Annotated in this window: 13 protein-coding genes; 11 read left to right on the top strand and 2 right to left on the bottom strand. The window is 72.9% G+C overall.

Annotated elements, in window-relative coordinates; all coding sequences use genetic code 11:
• Nucleotides 1-88 precede the first annotated feature (88 nt).
• Entirely contained in the window at nucleotides 89-2,818 is a 2,730-nt protein-coding gene (locus IE255_RS07870; RefSeq protein ID WP_190049459.1) for a lysylphosphatidylglycerol synthase domain-containing protein, read from the bottom strand.
• 186 nt (nucleotides 2,819-3,004) lie between these two features.
• On the opposite strand from IE255_RS07870, the gene IE255_RS07865 reads away from it, so the two are divergent.
• From IE255_RS07865 to IE255_RS07840, 6 genes are all read left to right on the top strand, one after another.
• Complete coding sequence (locus IE255_RS07865) at nucleotides 3,005-3,394, top strand: MGMT family protein (protein WP_229906321.1); 390 nt, start codon at nucleotides 3,005-3,007, stop codon at nucleotides 3,392-3,394.
• Nucleotides 3,395-3,660: 266 nt separating this feature from the next.
• Nucleotides 3,661-6,978: an ATP-dependent helicase gene (locus IE255_RS07860; RefSeq protein WP_190049457.1), complete on the top strand. Its 3,318-nt coding sequence runs from the start codon at nucleotides 3,661-3,663 to the stop codon at nucleotides 6,976-6,978.
• 91 nt (nucleotides 6,979-7,069) lie between these two features.
• A complete protein-coding gene (locus IE255_RS07855; protein ID WP_190049456.1) occupies nucleotides 7,070-10,678 on the top strand; it encodes an ATP-dependent DNA helicase in 3,609 nt (1,202 codons plus the stop codon).
• Between the two features lie 10 nt (nucleotides 10,679-10,688).
• A complete protein-coding gene (locus IE255_RS07850) occupies nucleotides 10,689-12,092 on the top strand; it encodes a dipeptidase (protein ID WP_190049455.1) in 1,404 nt (467 codons plus the stop codon).
• 156 nt (nucleotides 12,093-12,248) lie between these two features.
• On the top strand, nucleotides 12,249-13,193 hold the full coding sequence (gene nudC, locus IE255_RS07845; RefSeq protein WP_190049454.1) for an NAD(+) diphosphatase: 945 nt from the start codon (nucleotides 12,249-12,251) through the stop codon (nucleotides 13,191-13,193).
• Between the two features lie 15 nt (nucleotides 13,194-13,208).
• On the top strand, nucleotides 13,209-13,826 hold the full coding sequence (locus IE255_RS07840; RefSeq protein ID WP_190049453.1) for a class I SAM-dependent methyltransferase: 618 nt from the start codon (nucleotides 13,209-13,211) through the stop codon (nucleotides 13,824-13,826).
• Between the two features lie 227 nt (nucleotides 13,827-14,053).
• Here IE255_RS07840 and IE255_RS07835 read toward each other — a convergent pair whose 3' ends face one another.
• Nucleotides 14,054-14,296, bottom strand: a complete 243-nt coding sequence (locus IE255_RS07835) for a mycoredoxin (protein ID WP_003992805.1) — start codon at nucleotides 14,294-14,296, stop codon at nucleotides 14,054-14,056.
• A 127-nt stretch (nucleotides 14,297-14,423) separates the two neighbouring features.
• On the opposite strand from IE255_RS07835, the gene IE255_RS07830 reads away from it, so the two are divergent.
• The 5 genes from IE255_RS07830 to IE255_RS07810 all read left to right on the top strand — a co-directional run bounded on the left by IE255_RS07830 (nucleotide 14,424) and on the right by IE255_RS07810 (nucleotide 18,443).
• Complete coding sequence (locus tag IE255_RS07830; protein ID WP_229906320.1) at nucleotides 14,424-16,676, top strand: ATP-dependent DNA helicase UvrD2; 2,253 nt, start codon at nucleotides 14,424-14,426, stop codon at nucleotides 16,674-16,676.
• A gap of 164 nt (nucleotides 16,677-16,840) precedes the next feature.
• Nucleotides 16,841-17,167 (top strand): hypothetical protein, encoded by a 327-nt coding sequence (locus IE255_RS07825; RefSeq protein WP_190049451.1) that lies wholly within the window; start codon nucleotides 16,841-16,843, stop codon nucleotides 17,165-17,167.
• 173 nt (nucleotides 17,168-17,340) lie between these two features.
• Nucleotides 17,341-17,709, top strand: coding sequence for a WhiB family transcriptional regulator (locus tag IE255_RS07820; RefSeq protein ID WP_190049450.1), 369 nt, complete (start codon nucleotides 17,341-17,343; stop codon nucleotides 17,707-17,709).
• On the top strand, nucleotides 17,706-18,029 hold the full coding sequence (locus IE255_RS07815) for a putative WhiB-interacting protein (protein ID WP_190049449.1): 324 nt from the start codon (nucleotides 17,706-17,708) through the stop codon (nucleotides 18,027-18,029). Before IE255_RS07820 ends, IE255_RS07815 begins: the two co-directional genes overlap by 4 nt.
• Before the next feature lie 195 nt (nucleotides 18,030-18,224).
• Complete coding sequence (locus IE255_RS07810) at nucleotides 18,225-18,443, top strand: hypothetical protein (protein WP_190049448.1); 219 nt, start codon at nucleotides 18,225-18,227, stop codon at nucleotides 18,441-18,443.
• Nucleotides 18,444-18,461 lie beyond the last annotated feature (18 nt).

Below are 18,461 nucleotides of genomic sequence, written 5' to 3'. Positions count from 1 at the left end.
CTGCGGCGGCGCGGTGCGGGGCGCGCGGGACGCGTGCCGTAGGAGGGAGGAGGCGCCGATGGTGCTGAAGGGCCGTCGCGGGGGCGTCTCAGAGCGCCTGTTTGCGGGTGAGGTGGTTGAAGGCCAGCCAGCCCGGCAGCACGGGCAGCCACAGCGTCAGCAGGCGGAACAGCAGGACCGCCGGGGCCGCGACCTCCTTGGGGAGACCGACGGCGATCAGACCGACCGTCAGGGTCGCCTCGACCGCGCCCACACCGCCCGGTGTCGGCGCCGCGGACCCCAGGGCGTTGCCCGCGAGGAAGACGACGGCCACGCTGGCGATGCTGATCGAGGTGGACTCGTCGCCGAACGCGCGGATCGACGCGTCCAGACACATCACGAAGCAGGCGGTCAGCAGCAGCATGCCGCCGATGCCGGTGATCAGCTTCTGCGGCCGCTGGAGCACGTCCAGCATGCGCGGCACGACACCCGCGAACAGCGACCTCACGCGCGTGACGACGAACTTCCGCAGGAACGGCACCGAGGTCACCACGAGGACGAGCACCGCCACCGTCAGCAGACCGGCGATGACCGTCCGGGACGGCGACAGCGACGGCGTCTTCTCCGTACCGGTCAGATAGCCGAAGGACAGCAGCATCAGGATGTGGCAGCCGAGCCCGAACAGTTGCGATGCGCCCACGCTCGCCACCGCCAGCCCCGGCCGCACTCCCGCGCGCTGGAGGAAGCGCGTGTTCAGGGCGACACCGCCCACCGCCGCCGGGGCGACGATCTTCACGAACGACCCGGCGACCTGCGCCGCCACGGTCCGCAGGAACGGCACCCGCTCCGGCACGAACCCCAGCAGCGCCATCGCCGCCGCGACGTAGCTGAACATCGAGAACAGCACGGCGGCGGCGACCCAGCCCCACTCGGCGTTCGCGATGAGCGGCCCGAACTCGATGTGCGTGAGCTGCGTCAGCAGGAAGTACGCGCCGATCGCGCCGGCGATGAAGCTGATCAGCGTGCGCGGCCGCACCCGCTCCAGCCGGGCCGGCTCGACCGGGGCCTGCGGCCTGATCCGCAGCACCTCGTGCCGGATCTGCGTGAGCAGGTCCTCCTCGCGCGCCTCCTCCAACGCCTCGTCGATGGCCCGCTTCTCGGCCCGCTGCTCCGCCCGTACGGCCTTCTTGTCGGGCTTCTCCAGGACGGGCACGGCCTCGGCCGACTCCTCCTCCAGGCGCGTCTGCTTGGCCTGCCGGGAGGCCTCCAGGACCGCATCGCGCTCGCGCTGGGCCCGCTCCCGGGCCAGTCTGCGCAGCGTCGCGCGCGTGGAGCGGCTGAGCGCGATGGGCTGGAGCATCGGCAGGCAGTCCGCCACCGCGTCCGGGCCGAGCACACCCACCGCCGAGGCCACCGCCCGCTCGGCACCCACCCGGAGGCCCAGAGTGACGAGCAGCTGGGAGGTGTCCATGCGCAGCAGCAGGTCGCCGGCCGCGATCTCGCCGACGCGCAGGTCGGTGAGGATCACCGTGCCGGAACGATCCACCAGAATCGCGTCGCCCACCAGCCTGCGGTGCGCGATGCGCCGGGACTGGAGCGCCTTCACCTGGTGCCAGGTGTCGCTCAGCAGGTCGTCGGTGATCTCCTCGTCCGGCAGCGAGTCGAGGGTGCGGCCGCCGCTGTGCTCGTAGACGAGCATCACGGCGTCGGGGCCGAGTTCGGACGTGGCGATCAGCTTGGGCGCGTTGGCGCCCGCGGCGATGGCCGCGTACGCCAGCAGCGCCTCCTGCTCCAGGGCCTGGCGCAGCGACTGGAGGCTGCTGCGGGTGGCGAAGCCGCGCAGGGTCAGGTTCCGCCAGGCGCGGTAGAAGAAGCCCTGCGCCTGCTGCTCCCGGTCGACCACCGTCACGTCCAGCGGCGGGCCGTCCTCGAGCGTGACGAAGTAGCGGCGGCCCCGGTCGCCGGCGTCCGGGTTGTCCGAGATGTCCTCGCGAGAGGCGCTGACCGGGCGGAAGCCGACGGTCCGCAGACCCGCCATCAGTGTCTGCCCGGTGGGCCGGACATTGGGCGAGCCGACCGCGTACAGCGTGCCGTAGGCCACGGTCCAGCCGATCAGCACGGTCAGGATGATCGAGAACGGTGTCGTGTACCCGGTGACGAGCATCGAGAAGGCGTCCAGGAGCAGCACGACCCACAGCACCGCGCGCCATCTCGGCCGACGGGACATGCCGACGGCCGTCATGTACGCGATGACCGGCGCCAGATAGCCGTGCACGGGGTCGGTCAGCGCGTGGATGTCGCCCGGGGAGGGCTGGGTGAGCGCCTCCTGGATGGAGTCGGGGGCGGCCCGGGCGACCCACAGGTCCGTGGCAAGCGTCACTCCGTGCGCCAGGACGGCCGCGAGCACGCCGTCGGCGATCCTGAGGCCGTCCCGTTTGATCAGCCGCTCGATGGCGAAGGCGACCGGCACCAGCAGGATCGCGATGCTGGAGGCCAGTCCCGCGATCTTGATGAGCAGGTCGGGCGCCTGCCCGGTGCCCTTGTTGATGTCCTGTTCGAGTCCCGAGGTGGTGCCGTGCGCGAACGCGGCGATCCCGATCAGCAGAGCGACGGCGAGCACGCCCACCAGGAGCCGCATCAGGTCGGACGGGCGGTGCACGCGCGCGGGGAGCAGCGGTTCGTCGCCCTCCACCTCGTCGATGTGCGCGGTGTCGGCCTCCTCGGCGTCCTTCCGGGCCTGCTTCCCGGCGGCCTTCGGGTCGTCGTCCGGAGTGCCCGGGCGCGACGAAGCGTCAGAGGTGCCCTCCGGGTCCTCGGGGTGCGCACCCTGCTGCTTCATCGTCTCTTCTTGGTCTCGTATCACCGGTCACCGCCCGCACGATGGTGGCATGCCGCACCGACACACGGGGGCATCAGGGTGCACATGCGGGGGCGGACAGTCTGCCCGACGCGCTCCTGCCGGGCGAGGGAAACGCTCGGGACCACGCGCCTTTCGTTGTCGGTGGGGTGGGGCAGGATGGGGCGGATGAGCGAGCAGAGCCCTGAGGGGGGCCGGTACGAGGACGAGGGCGCGCAGGCGCTGCCCGAGTACGCCGAGCGGGTCCTCGACGTCGCCGAACGCATTCCGCCGGGCCGTGTCATGACCTACGGCGATGTCGCCGAGTGGCTGGAGGAGGGCGGACCCCGCCAGGTGGGCCGGGTGATGGCGCTCTACGGGGGAGCCGTTCCCTGGTGGCGCGTCGTCCGGGCGGACGGCGTGCTGCTCCCGGGGCACGAGCAGCGGGCGCTCGGCCACTACCGGGCGGAGGGCACGCCTTTGAAGGAGGCGAGCCGCGCCGCCGAGGGCCACCTGCCGCACATCGACATGAGACGGGCGCGGTGGGACGGCGGTGAACGCGCGGAGGGTCACACCTGACAGCTTCCGCCATCGGACCGCCTCGCGTGTGACCCCTGATCCGAACGAGGGAATCGGGGCACACCGGCGGCATGACGTACGTTCGTGAGATGAGGGGCATGCGTGCCTTGAGTGCGTAGAGCGGCAGACGGGAAGAAGGGGAAGCCCTGCTTCCGCCCCACCCGTCGGCGTAGCGTCGCCTGCACGCGTCCCCGTCACCCCTCGGTCACCGCCCGCCACACGCGGTGGCCCGCCCACCAGCACTTCCACCAGGACCGGCGAACCACGTGAGCTCCTCTTCCTCCACCAGCGGCCTGTCGCACCCCCGGGTGCGGCAGGGGAGCCGTGGCGCTTACCGATTGGTACGTACCCCTCCTGTCCGGGTGGACCCCCCTCTTTTGGACGCCTCGCAGCGCTCCGTGGTTGACCACGCGGCGGGCCCGCTGCTCGTCCTCGCGGGTCCGGGCACCGGAAAGACGACCACGCTCGTGGAGTCGGTGGCCGAGCGTGTCGCCCGGGGCGGGGACCCCGAGCGCGTCCTGGTGCTCACGTTCAGCCGCAGGGCGGCCGTCGAACTGCGCGACCGCATGGCCCTGCGCACCGGGGCGGCCCGCGCTCCCCAGGCGACCACCTTCCACTCGTTCTGCTACGCCCTGGTCCGCGCCCACCAGGACAGCGACCTGTTCGTGGAGCCGCTGCGCCTGCTGTCCGGTCCCGAGCAGGACGTCTCGGTGCGGGAACTGCTCGCGGGCCAGGTGGACCTGGAGCGGCTCGGTCTCGCGCACGTGCGCTGGCCGGACGAACTGCGCGCCTGCCTGACCACGCGCGGCTTCGCCGACGAGGTCCGCGCGGTCCTCGCCCGCACCCGTGAACTCGGCCTCGGGCCCGACGCCCTGGACGCCTTCGCCCGCCGCACGGGCCGCCCCGACTGGCGCGCCGCGGCGGCCTTCCTCGCCGAGTACCTCGACGTGCTCGACCTCCAGGGCGTGATCGACTACGCGGAACTCGTCCACCGCGCGGTGCTCCTCGCCCGCCGCCCCGAGGTCGCCGCGTGGCTCGCCGCCCGGTACGACGCCGTCTACGTCGACGAGTACCAGGACACCGATCCCGCACAGGTACGGCTGCTGCACGCACTGGCCGGCGGCGGCCGCACCCTCGTCGCCTTCGGCGACCCCGACCAGTCGATCTACGCGTTCCGCGGGGCGGACGTGAACGGCATCCTGGACTTCCCGCACGCGTTCCCGCGCGCGGACGGCCGCCCGGCCCCCGTCGCGGTGCTGCGCACGTCCCGGCGCTCCGGCGCCGCCCTGCTGGCCGCCACCCGGCTGCTGACCCAGCGCATGCCGCTGACCCGCCTGCCCGCCGAGAAGGTGCGCGCCCATCGCGAGCTGGCACCCGTCCGGGACGGCGGCCGGGTCGAGGTGTACACGTACCCGACGTCCGGGACGGAACTGGACAACATCGCCGACATCCTCCGCAGGGCCCACCTGGAGGACGGCGTCCCGTGGAGCGAGATGGCCGTCCTGGTCCGCGCCGGCTCCCGGACCATCCCGGCGGTCCGCCGCGCCCTGTCGGCGGCGGGCGTGCCCGTGGACGTCGACGGCGACGACGTCCCCCTGCGCCACGAACCGGCGGTCGCACCGCTGCTGACGGCACTTCGGGCGGTGGCCACGGCCGAGGTGTCGGGGGCCGGTGCGCTCGAAGACCCGCCCTCCGGCGAGTCCGGGCCCGGCTGGCTCGACACCGAGACCGCTCTCACCCTCCTCACCTCCCCCCTCGCGAGCATGGACGCCGCAGACCTGCGCCGTCTCGGCCGGGCCCTGCGGGACGAGGAGCGGGCCGCGGGCAATCCGCTGCCACCGCCTTCCGACGTCCTGCTCGCGCAGGCCCTCGCGGAGCCGGAGCGCCTCGCCGTGCACGACCCCGCGTACGCGCGCGGTGCCCAGCGCCTCGGCGCGCTGCTGCGCAAGGCCCGGGAGCGGCTGGCGGGCGGCGGTACGGCCGAGGAGGCGCTGTGGGACCTGTGGGAAGGCACGCCGTGGCCCGGCCGCCTGGAACGGGCCGCCCGCCGGGGCGGCGCCGCCGGGCGCAACGCGGACCGTGACCTGGACGCGGTCTGCGCGCTGTTCGCGACCGCCGCCCGCGCCGAGGAGCGCTCCGGCGGCCGGGGCGCGCTGAACTTCCTGGAGGAGATCGACGCCGAGGACATCGCCGCCGACACCCTCACCCGGCGGGCCGTACGCCCCGACGCGGTCCGCCTGATGACCGCGCACCGCTCCAAGGGCCTCCAATGGCGCCTGGTGGTCGTCGCGGGCGTCCAGGAGGGTCTGTGGCCGGACCTGCGCCGCCGCGGCTCCCTCCTGGAGGCCGACCGCATCGGCCGCGACGGACTCGCCGAGCCCCTCACCCCCGGCGCGCTGCTCGCCGAGGAGCGCCGCCTGTTCTACGTGGCCGCCACACGCGCGCGTGAACGGCTCGTCGTCACGGCGGTCAAGGCCCCCGCGGACGACGGCGACCAGCCCTCCCGCTTCCTGACCGAACTCGGCGTCGAACCCAAGGACGTCACCGGGCGCCCGCGCCGGCCCCTGTCCGTCGCGGCCCTGGTCGCCGAACTGCGGGCCACCACGGTCGACCCGCGGGTCTCCGACGCCCTGAGGGAGGCCGCCGCCCGCCGCCTGGCCCGGCTCGCCGCCCTCGCCGACGAGGACGGCCGCCCCCTGGTGCCGTCCGCCCATCCATACCGCTGGTGGGGCATGTTCGAGCCGACCGAGTCCAAGGTGCCGCTGCGCGACCGAGACCAGCCCGTCGTCCTCTCCGGCAGCGCCCTCGACCAGCTCGCCAACACCTGCGCCCTCCAGTGGTTCCTGGGCCGCGAGGTGAAGGCCGACGCGCCCGCGACGGCCGCCCAGGGCTTCGGCAACGTGGTGCACGTCCTCGCCGACGAGGTCGCCTCCGGGCGCACCCCGGCCGACCTCTCCGTCCTCATGGAACGCCTCGACTCGGTGTGGAACGCCCTCGCCTTCGACGCGCCCTGGAAGTCGGAGCAGGAGAAGGACAACGCGCGCGTGGCGCTCGAACGCTTCCTGAAGTGGCACGTCATGGACCGCACCGGGCGCACCCCGGTGGCCAGCGAGCACGACTTCGACGTCACCCTCGAAGCGGGCGACTACCAGGTGCGCATCCGCGGCCAGATGGACCGCGTGGAGGCCGACGGCGACGGCCGCGCTTACGTGGTCGACTTCAAGACCGGCAAACAGGCGCCCACCGGCAAGGAGGTGGAGCGCCACCCGCAGCTCGCCGTCTACCAGCTGGCCGTCCGCGAGGGCGCCGTCGACGACGTCTTCGACGGCGTGCGCCCCGACCCGGGCGGCGCCGAACTCGTCCACCTCCGGCAGGGCGCCGCCCAGCGCGACGGCGGCGAGGCCCTGCCCAAGGTGCAGGCCCAGGAGCCGCTGGAGGGGGAGTGGGTCGGCGAGCTGCTGGCCACGGCCGCCGGTAAGGTCCTCGACGAACGGTTCACGCCGACCGCCGGGCAGCACTGCACGCACTGCGCGTTCCGGGCCTCGTGCAGCGCGCGCCAGGAAGGGCGCCAGGTCATCGAGTGATCTAACGCACCACTGAGCTGACCTGCGTTTCTTCGTTCCCGCAGGTCGCTCCCGGGCTCCACTGTCAGTGGCCGCCGCTAGCCTCTCCGATGTGCCCGCCCGTATCACCGATCCCGAACAGCTCAAGGAGCTCCTCGGCATCCCGTTCACCCCGGAGCAGACGGCCTGCATCACCGCGCCGCCCGCCCCGCAGGTGATCGTGGCCGGAGCCGGCTCGGGCAAGACGACGGTGATGGCGGCACGCGTGGTGTGGCTGGTCGGCACCGGCCAGGTCGCCCCCGAGCAGGTGCTCGGCCTCACCTTCACCAACAAGGCCGCCGCCGAACTCGCCGAGCGCGTCCGGAAGGCGCTGGTCAAGGCCGGCGTCACCGACCCGGACGTCATCGACCCCGACAACCCGCCGGGCGAGCCGGTGATCTCCACGTACCACGCCTTCGCGGGCCGCCTGCTCGCCGACCACGGCCTGCGCATCGGGCTGGAGCCCACGTCCCGGCTGCTCGCCGACGCCACCCGCTTCCAGCTCGCCGCGCGCGTGCTGCGCGAGTCCCCCGGGCCTTACCCGGCCCTGACCCGCTCCTTCGCGGATCTGGTCGGTGACCTCCTCGCCCTCGACGCCGAACTCGCCGAGCACCTCGTCCGCCCGGAAGCCCTGCGCGCCTATGACGCCGAGCTGCTGCTGACCCTGCGCGGCGCCAAGCTCACCAACGCCGACCTGCGCAAGGTCCCCGAGGCGGCCGCAGCCCGGCGCGAACTCGCGGAGCTGGTGACCCGCTACCGGGCCGCCAAGCGCCAGCGGGACCTGCTCGACTTCGGCGACCAGATCGCGCTGTCGGCACAGCTCGCGAAGATCCCCGAGGTGGGCCGCGCCCTGCGCGACGAGTTCCGGGTGGTGCTGCTCGACGAGTACCAGGACACGTCGGTCGCCCAACGCGTCCTCCTGGCGGGCCTGTTCGGCGAGGGCACCGGCCACCCGGTCACCGCCGTCGGCGACCCCTGCCAGGCGATCTACGGCTGGCGGGGCGCCTCCGTCGCCAACCTCGACGACTTCCCCGAGCACTTCGCCCACGCCGACGGCCGCCCCGCGACCCGCCAGGCGCTCAGCGAGAACCGCCGCAGCGGCGGCCGCCTCCTCGACCTCGCCAACGGCCTCGCGGAGCCCCTGCGCGCCCTCCACGCGGGCGTGGAGGCCCTCCGCCCGGCCCCCGGCGCCGAACGCGACGGCATGGTCCGCTGCGCCCTGCTGAACACCCACGCCGAGGAGATCGACTGGGCCGCCGACTCCGTCGCCCACCTCGTCCGGACCGGGACGGCACCCGGCGAGATCGCCGTCCTGTGCCGCACGGCGACCGACTTCGCCGAGATCCAGGGCGCCCTGGTGGCCCGGGACATCCCGGTCGAGGTCGTCGGCCTGTCCGGACTGCTGCACCTGCCCGAGATCGCCGACCTCGTCGCCGTCTGTGAGGTCCTCCAGGACCCCGGCGCCAACGCCTCCCTGGTGCGCCTGCTGACCGGCCCGCGCTGGCGCATCGGCCCGCGCGACCTCGCCCTCCTGGGGCGCCGCGCCCGGCTCTTGGTGGCCCACGCGCGTGTGGCGGACGACGACGACCCGGACCGCCGCCTCGCCGAGGCCGTCGAGGGCGTCGACCCCTCCGAGGTGATCTCGCTCGCGGACGCCCTCGACACGTTCCTGGAGACGCCGCTCGACGGCCACGGGGACGACGACGGGCTGCCCTTCTCGCCGGACGCGCGCGTGCGCTTCGCCCGGCTGGCCACCGAGCTGCGCGAGCTGCGCCGCTCCCTTGCCGACCCGCTGATGGACGTCCTGCACCGCGTCCTCGCCGTCACCGGCCTGGAGGTCGAGCTGTCGGCGTCCCCGCACGCCCTGGCCGCCCGCCGCCGCGAGACCCTGTCCAACTTCCTCGACATCGCCGCCTCCTTCGCCGCCGGCGACAACGAGGCGACCCTGCTGGCCTTCCTCGGCTTCCTGCGCACCGCCGCCCAGTACGAGAAGGGCCTCGACAACGCCCTCCCCGGCGGCGAGAACACGGTCAAGGTGCTCACCGCCCACAAGTCCAAGGGCCTGGAGTGGGACGTCGTGGTCGTCCCCGGCCTGGTCACCGGCACCTTCCCCAGCAGCCAGGGCCGCGAGAAGTGGACCTCCCAGGGCAAGGTCCTGCCGCACGAACTGCGCGGCGACGCCGACACCCTGCCCGACGTCGCCTCCTGGGACGCCAGGGGCCTGAAGGCCTTCCACGAAGCCATGAAGGACCACCAGCACACCGAGGAACTCCGCCTCGGCTACGTCACCTTCACCCGCCCCCGCTCCCTCCTCCTGGGCTCCGGCCACTGGTGGGGGCCCACCCAGAAGAAGCGCCGCGGACCGTCCGCGTTCCTCCAGGCCCTCTACGAGCACTGCGAGGCCGGCCACGGCGAGATCGAGGTCTGGGCGGACGAACCCGCCGAGGACGCGGAGAACCCGGCCCTCCACCAGGACACGGCCGACCAGGTGTGGCCCCTGCCCCTGGACGAGACGGCCATGGCCCGGCGCCGCGCCGCCGCCCAGACGGTCCTGGCCCACCTGGAGGACCTCGCGTCCCACGAGGACGGGCACCCCGCAGCCGTGCACGACCCCGACGCCCTCGACGACCCGGAGTGGCCCCCGCCGCCCGAGGACGACGAGCCTCCGTACGGCGAGCCGGATCCGTTCGACGACGACCCCTTCGACGACCCCTTCGATGACTTCGAAGAGACTTTCGAGGAACCCCCGGCGGTCGGGACCGCCCGGCCCACGGACCGCCGCCCCACCGTCCCTCACCAGGCGGCCCCGCCGGAACCCCCGCACCCCGGGGAGCACCCGTACCCCGGGGAGCCCCCACACCCCGGGGAGCACCCACACCTCACCCCCGGGGAGCCCCCACACCTCACCCCCGAGGAGGCCCGCACCATCGCCTCCTGGGACCGCGACCTCGACGCCCTCACCGGCGAACTCCTGCGCGCCCGCGACAGCGTCACCGAAGTGCCCCTGCCCGCTTCCCTCACGGCGTCCCAGCTGCTGCGCCTGGCCGCCGACCCGGACGGCTTCGCGCAGGAGCTGGCCCGCCCCATGCCCCGCCCGCCCCAGCCCGCCGCCCGCCGCGGCACCCGCTTCCACGCCTGGGTCGAGGCCCGCTTCGAAGAACTGACGCTGCCCATGCTGGAGCCGGAGGAACTGCCCGGCAGCGAGGCCGAGATCGCGGACGAACGGGACCTGGAGGCCCTCAAGGACGCCTTCGAGCGCACCGAGTACGCGCACCGCACGCCCTACCGCGTGGAGACCCCCTTCCAGCTCGCGATCGCCGGCCGCGTCGTCCGGGGCCGTATCGACGCGGTCTACAAGGAGGGCGAGGGCCAGGACGCGACGTACGAGATCGTCGACTGGAAGACCAACCGCTCCCGCACCGCGGACCCGCTCCAGCTCGCCGTCTACCGCCTCGCCTGGGCCGAGCAGCAGGGCGTGCCCCCGGAGTCGGTCACGGCCGCCTTCCTGTACGTACGCACCGGTGAGGTCGTACGCCCGCAGGAGCTGCCAGACCGCGCCGACCTGGAGCGGCTGCTCCAGGAGGAGCCGTCCGACGGGGAGCCCCGGGGAGAATCCGGTGCGGAATCCGCCGGAGAGCCCGGTGAGGAACCGCACTCCGAGGACGTCAGTGCGGGCCGATAGGCTCGTGACCATGAGCCAGACCCCGGACAGTGTCGTCCGTACGTACATCGAGCAGCACCGCGCCGCCTTCCTCGACGACCTCGCCGAGTGGCTGCGCATCCCGTCGGTGTCGGCCCAGCCGGACCACGCGCCCGACGTACGACGCAGCGCCGACTGGCTCGCCGCCAAGCTGAAGGAGACCGGCTTCCCGACGACCGAGGTCTGGCCGACCCCCGGCGCGCCCGCCGTCTACGCCGAGTGGCCCTGTGACGACCCCCAGGCGCCCACCGTGCTGGTCTACGGCCACCACGACGTCCAGCCCGCCGCCCGCGAGGACGGCTGGGACAGCGAACCCTTCGAGCCGGTCGTGCGCGAGAACCGCCTCTACGCGCGCGGCGCGGCCGACGACAAGGGCCAGGTCTTCTTCCACACCCTCGGCGTCCGCGCCCACATCGCCGCCACCGGCCGCACGGCCCCGGCGGTGCACCTCAAGCTGCTGGTCGAGGGCGAGGAGGAGTCCGGCTCGCCGCACTTCAGAGCCCTGGTCGAGCAGCACGCCGAGCGGCTCGCCGCCGACGCCGTGATCGTCTCCGACACCGGCATGTGGTCCGAGGACACCCCCACGGTGTGCACGGGCATGCGCGGCCTCGCCGAGTGCGAGATACGGCTGCACGGCCCCGACCAGGACATCCACTCCGGCTCCTTCGGCGGCGCGGTGCCCAACCCGGCGACCGTAGCCGCCCGGCTCGTCGCCGCCCTGCACGACGAGCACGCGCGCGTGGCGATCCCGGGCTTCTACGACGGGGTGATCGAGCTCACCGACCGCGAGCGCGAGCTCTTCGCCGAGCTGCCCTTCGACGAGCGGCAGTGGCTGCGCGCGGCCAAGTCGTACGCCACCCAGGGGGAGGCCGGGTACACCACCCTGGAGCGCGTCTGGGCCCGCCCCACCGCCGAGGTCAACGGCATCGGGGGCGGCTACCAGGGCCCCGGCAGCAAGACGGTCGTCCCGTCCTCCGCCATGGTGAAGCTGTCCTTCCGGCTGGTGGCGGGCCAGGATCCCGGCCATGTGGAGAAGGCCGTCCGGGCGTGGGCCGAGCAGCAGGTGCCCGCCGGGATCCGCTGCGAGATCACGTTCAGCGGGGCCACGCGCCCGTGCCTGACGCCGCTGGACCACCCGGCCCTCCAGTCGGTCGCCCGCGCGATGGGCCGGGCCTTCGAAAAGCCGGTCCGCTTCACGCGCGAGGGCGGCTCCGGACCGGCGGCGGACCTCCAGGACGTCCTCGGCGCACCCGTGCTCTTCCTCGGCATCTCCGTCCCGTCCGACGGCTGGCACGCCCCGAACGAGAAAGTCGAGCTCGATCTGCTCCTCAAGGGCGTCGAGACCACCGCCTACCTGTGGGGTGACCTCGCCGAGCACTGGCGCCCTGTGCCCTGAGCGTTCCGCGCCGTCCGGAGCGGCAGCGCGCGCGGGGCACACTGGAAGGGCCGCCCCGCACCGCCCGAGCCCGCCGGACCCGGTCGCCTCCCGCCGTACGTCCCGCTGAACAGTCCGCCGAACCCAACCGTTCCACCGGGGGAGTTGGAAGCACCCGTGACCACCTGGACCGACCACAACGCCGACCGACCCATCTCGCTCACCGCCCCGAGCGGCATCGACCGGGCCGCGCACCACCGGCTCGACGAGGCCTGGCTCGCGGCGGCGTGGAGCCACCCCTCCACGCGCTGCTTCGTGGTCTCCGGCGGCCAGGTCCTCATCGACGAGACGGCGGACGGGCGCACCGAACTCGTCATGACCCCCTCCTTCGAGGCCCCCCTCACCGAGGCCCACCGCTACTTCCTCGGCATCGACGAGGACGGCGTCAGCTACTTCGCCCTCCAGAAGGACTCCCTGCCCGGCCGTATGGACCAGTCCGCGCGCCCGGCGGGGCTGCGGGAGGCGGGCCTGCTGCTGTCGGCGCGTGACGTGGGCCTGATGGTGCACGCGGTGGGCCTGGAGAACTGGCAGCGCACGCACCGTTTCTGCTCCCGCTGCGGCGAGCGCACGGTCATCGCCGCGGCCGGCCACATCCGCCGCTGCCCGGCCTGCGGCGCCGAGCACTACCCGCGCACGGACCCCGCCGTGATCATGGCCGTGACCGACGAGGACGACCGCATCCTGCTCGGCCGCCAGGTCCACTGGCCCGAGGGACGCTTCTCGACGCTCGCGGGTTTCGTCGAGCCCGGCGAGGCCATCGAGCAGTCGGTGCGCCGCGAGGTCCACGAGGAGGTCGGCATCACCGTCGGCCAGGTCGAGTACGTCGCCAGCCAGCCCTGGCCCTTCCCGTCCAGCCTCATGCTGGGCTTCCTGGCCCGCGCCACCACGACGGAGATAGACGTCGACGGCGACGAGATCCACGAGGCCCGCTGGTTCTCCCGCGACGAACTGCGCGCCGCCTTCGAGTCCGGCGAGGTGCTCCCGCCCTACGGCATCTCGATCGCGGCCCGGCTGATCGAGCTCTGGTACGGCAAGCCGCTCCCGACGAGAAGCGTCGCCTGACGGGGCCGGCCCCGCATGACCGACCCGTACTGGAACCACAACGTCCACCACCACCCGGCGGTGCTCGCCGCCGTGCCGGACGGCTGCGGCACGGCTCTGGACGCCGGCTGCGGCGACGGGCTGCTCGCCCGCAAGCTCGCGGCACGGGCGGCATCCGTCACGGGCGTGGACCGGTCACCGGAGATGATCAGGCTCGCGCGCGAGCACGCGCACGTGCCGGGCAACGTCACCTACCTGGAGGCGGACTACCTCACCGACCCGTCCCTGCGTGAGGGCGCGTACGACTTCGTCAGCGCGGTCGCCGTGGTCCACCACGCACCGTTCGAGGAGGCGGTCACCCGCCTCGCCCGGCTCACCGCGCCCGGCGGCCGTCTGGTGATCGTCGGCATGGCCGCCAACCGGACGCTCCTGGACTGGCTCATCAGCGCGAGCGGCGTGCCCGCGAGCCTGCTGCTCGCCCGTCGGCACGGCGGCAAGCGGGGCCCGGCCGGCATGCCCATGGAAGACGCGCACCTGTCCTGGGCAGAGATCCGGAAGGCCGCCCACCGGCTCCTGCCCGGCTGCCACTTCCGCCGCACACTGCTGTGGCGCTACGTCGTCGTGTGGGACAAACCACGAGAAGGCGGCCCCTGAGCCGCCTCAGGAACCGCCTTCCCCGCACAACCGCACGGCGACTAGGGCCTGTCGTTTGGATCAGGTCGCAGGGAAGCGACGGTGGCGTTCGGCGCCGGTGAGGGGGGTCTGGTGCGTGCAGCTGCAAGGCGGAGGAGGGCGTCGACGCGGAGCGTCGGCAACCGACGACAACGCGGCAGATGTGCGTGCCAGACCCCGCGTCTGCGGCGTGATCAAAACGACAGGCCCTAGGCGCCGATCTTCTGCTTCACCTGAGCCAGCGACGGGTTGGTGAGAGTCGAGCCGTCCGGGAACAGGACGGTGGGCACCGTCTGGTTTCCGCCATTCGCCTTCTCCACGAACGCGGCGGACTCCGGGTCCTGCTCGATGTTGATCTCGGTGTACGCGATGCCCTCGCGGTCCATCTGGCTCTTCAGCCGGCGGCAGTAGCCGCACCACGTGGTGCTGTACATCGTCACAGTGCCCAGCATGTCTCTGGTGCTCCTTCGGTGGCTCGGGGACGGTTGGTCGTGGTGATGGAACGTATGTGAAAGCTCCACCATTCCCGTCGCCCGGGCGGTGCCGGAGGTGACGCCTGCCGCACTAGTACGACTACCAATGCCTGCCTGTGGACAACCGGCGCAGGCGTCTCCCGCGACCTGGCAGCATGGCTGTGTGACAGCAGCAACGCACTCCACCCTGTTCCCGCAGGTACCGGACTCGGCCGACGCGGTGCTCGAAGGGCTCGACCCCGAGCAGCGCGAAGTGGCCACCGCCCTGCACGGTCCGGTGTGCGTCCTGGCGGGCGCCGGCACGGGCAAGACCCGGGCGATCACCCACCGCATCGCCTACGGAGTGCGCGCCGGCATCCTGCACCCCTCCAGCGTGCTCGCCGTCACCTTCACCAACCGCGCCGCCGGGGAGATGCGCGGCCGGCTGCGCCAGCTCGGCGCCGCGGGCGTCCAGGCGCGGACGTTCCACTCAGCGGCCCTGCGCCAGCTCCAGTACTTCTGGCCGAAAGCGATCGGCGGCTCCATGCCCCGGCTCGTCGACCGCAAGATCCAGCTCGTCGCCGACGCGGCCGCCGCCTGCCGCATCCGGCTCGACCGGGGCGAGCTGCGGGACGTCACCGCCGAGATCGAGTGGTCCAAGGTCACCCAGACCGTCCCCGCCGACTACGCGCCCGCCGCCGCCAAGGCCGGCCGTGAGGCCCCCCGGGACCCCGCCGAGATCGCCCAGCTCTACGCCGCCTACGAGGAGGTCAAGCGCGAGCGCTCCGTCATCGACTTCGAGGACGTCCTGCTGCTGACCGTGGCCGTCCTCCAGGACCGGCACGACATCGCCGAGCAGGTCCGCGCCCAGTACCAGCACTTCGTGGTCGACGAGTACCAGGACGTCAGCCCCCTCCAGCAGCGCCTGCTGGAACTGTGGCTGGGTGAGCGGGACAGCCTGTGCGTGGTCGGCGACGCCAGCCAGACGATCTACTCGTTCACGGGCGCAACCCCCGACTATCTGCTCGACTTCCGCACCCGCTACCCCGGCGCCACGGTCGTCAAGCTGGTCCGCGACTACCGCTCCACCCCCCAGGTCGTCCACCTCGCCAACGGCCTGCTCGCCCAGGCCAGGGGCCGGGCCGCCGACCACCGCCTGGAGCTCGTCTCCCAGCGCCCCCCGGGACCCGAGCCGGTCTACGCCGAGTACACCGACGAGCCCGCCGAGGCGGAGGGCGCGGCCCGCCGCATCCGCGAGCTCATCGACTCGGGGGTCCCGGCGGCCGAGATCGCCGTCCTGTTCCGTACGAACGCGCAGTCGGAGACCTACGAACAGGCCCTCGCCGACGCCGGAGTGCCCTACCAGCTGCGCGGCGCCGAGCGGTTCTTCGACCGCCCGGAGGTGCGCAAGGCGGGCGTCGCCCTGCGCGGCGCGGCCCGCTTCGGCGGCAACGACTCCCTCCTGGACGACGCCGTCGACCTGCCCTCCCAGGTGCGCGCCGTGCTGTCGGGGGAGGGCTGGACGCCGCAGCCCCCGGCCGGCTCCGGCGCCGTGCGCGAGCGCTGGGAGTCCCTGGCCGCCCTGGTGAACCTCGCCCAGGACTTCGCCGCCGCCAGACCGGGCGCCACCCTGGCCGACCTCGTCGCCGAACTCGACGAGCGGGCGAGCGCCCAGCACGCCCCGACCGTGCAGGGCGTCACCCTCGCCTCCCTGCACTCGGCCAAGGGTTTGGAGTGGGACGTCGTCTTCCTGGTCGGTGTCGCCGAGGGCATGATGCCGATCACCTACGCGAAGACCGACGAACAGATCGAGGAGGAGCGCCGCCTGCTGTACGTCGGCGTCACCCGCGCGCGGGAACACCTCTACGTCTCCTGGGCGCTCGCCCGTTCACCCGGCGGCCGCCCCAGCCGCCGCCCGAGCCGATTCCTCGACGGACTGCGCCCCGGTTCGACGGCCACCACCGGCCGTACGAACGCCGGCGCTGCGGGCGGTATCGAGCGCGGCATCCCCGGAACCAGGGGTTCCGCCCCGAGACGGGTCCAGCGAACACCCGCCCGTTGCCGAGTCTGCGGCCGCACCCTGACCGACGCGGGCGAGATGAAGCTGATGCGCTGCGACGACTGCCCCTCCGACATGAACGAGGGCCTCTACGAGCGGCTCCGCGAGTGGCGCGCCGACCAGGCGCGGAGCAGCGGCCAGCCCGCCTTCTGCGTGTTCACCGACAGGACGCTGATGGCGATCGCCGAGACCGCGCCCGACGACGCGCACGAGCTGGCGCGCATCCCGGGCGTCGGGACGCGCAAGCTCAACCGCTACGGGGCCGACGTACTGGCCATCTGTGCAGGCCAGTACGGCACGGAGGAGACAGATCAGGACTGACACGAACTCGTCGAAAAAATAGTTTGCGCATGCCCCAGCAATCCCCATAGGTTCTTAGGCACGAGAGCAGCGGCCTTCTCGGAGGCCCTGATTCCGTGTTGTACTTGCATATCCGTCGGACTGGTCGACCCAGTCCCCCGAGACGCCGAGAGGAGGCGAGTCCAGTGATCAGCATCAACACCAGCTCCACCAGCATCGTGAAAATGACCGATCGCTCGGCCGTCTCCGTGTGCATGCTCGGCGTTTCCAACCTGGGCACCGGTCTGTCCGGCATTCGTGCCGTGCGTCCGGCGTCCTCCTCCGTTGCTCCCGCTGGCCTTCCTGTCCGTGAGCGCAATGAGCGACCGACCAAGGCACTGGAAGCAGCAGTAGCGGCACAGGCGCAGGCCTATGCCTTTACGGCGACCGGTGCCGGATTCCGGAAGCAGACGACGCAGCACCACCAGATGTGGGCCTTCCGTGGGCCAGAACCCTGGAGTGATCCAGCCTGATCGCCGATCAGGCCGGCGCCTTCAGGGCCGCGGAACCCCATCCGGGATCCGCGGCCCTTCTGTTTGTCCCCGACCAGGGACTGCAGACCGAAGGAGCCTCGGGACAAGAAAAGAACCCGGTACCAGCCGCCCCCGGCCAACAGGCCGGAACGACCAGACGAGGAAGACGAACCGTGCAACTCGAAGCGCACGCACCGTCCGTACCGCCTTCCGACACGATCCCCAAGCCCGGCCCCACGGAGGACTCCGCCTTGACCCCGCTCACCGCGCTCACCGCGCTCGACGACGCCATCGAGAACCTCGGCGTACCCGTCCCGTGCCGCTCCTACGACCCGGAGGTCTTCTTCGCCGAGTCGCCCGCGGACGTCGAGTACGCCAAGTCCCTCTGCCGGACCTGCCCGTTGGTCGAGGCCTGCCTCGCCGGCGCCAAGGAGCGGCGTGAGCCCTGGGGCGTCTGGGGTGGCGAGCTGTTCGTCCAGGGTGTCGTCGTCGCCCGGAAGCGGCCGCGTGGCCGCCCGCGCAAGAACCCGGTCACAGCATGAACACCGCAGGAACGATCGACCGCCCCCTCACGCACGACCCCCAGAAGCAGGCCCCGATGAAGCCGTCCACTGACGAGCCCGCTGGCTCCGCGACCCAAGACTTCACCACCACCGGCGCGAAGGACTCGCGTCAGAACAGGACCCGAGAGATGCAACTCATTCCAGAAGCCATGGCTCGCGCGCATATGCGCGAGCGACTGCACGAGGCGGAGCGGGACCGACAGGCCGTGCGCCTGGCGGCCGCACGCCGGATGCAGCGCAGGGCGGAGCGCGCCTCCCGGCGTGCCCGCCGGGCGCTCGCCATGGCGGTCATGCAGTAACCGACCGCACCTGAAGCGGTGGCCTCCCGCACCGGGAGGCCGTGCTCTGCCCGCGGGGGCCGGTCCGTGCCGAACGGACCGGCCCCTGCGGTGCGTTGTGCTCACGACGCAGGTGCGCGCGCAGCTCCTGCCGTAGTCCACGGTGCCGGTGCGTGGTGTCCCCGAAGCCGTCGGACATGGCGTTATCGTCGCCGGGTGACGAGTCCTCACGGAGGCAGAGACGACGGCTCCACGGCGGAGACGCCGTGCATCGTGTGCGCCCGCTGCGGCACCTCGGCCGGTGCCCTGACCGCGGGACCGCCACCCACCTGGACCTGCTCCGTGGAGAACGGCGACCGCCGCTACTTCTGCGAGACGTGCTCGCGGGAGAACCTCAGGTCGATCGTGGGGCGCCTGGACTCGGACTGGTGGTGAAGCGCGGGCACCAGATCA

It is taken from the genome of Streptomyces lomondensis (assembly GCF_014651035.1).
In the GTDB taxonomy this organism is placed as follows: Bacteria; Actinomycetota; Actinomycetes; order Streptomycetales; family Streptomycetaceae; genus Streptomyces; species Streptomyces lomondensis.
Note: the sequence above shows the minus strand (reverse complement) of the source record. Positions and strands in the feature narration are given on the sequence as shown.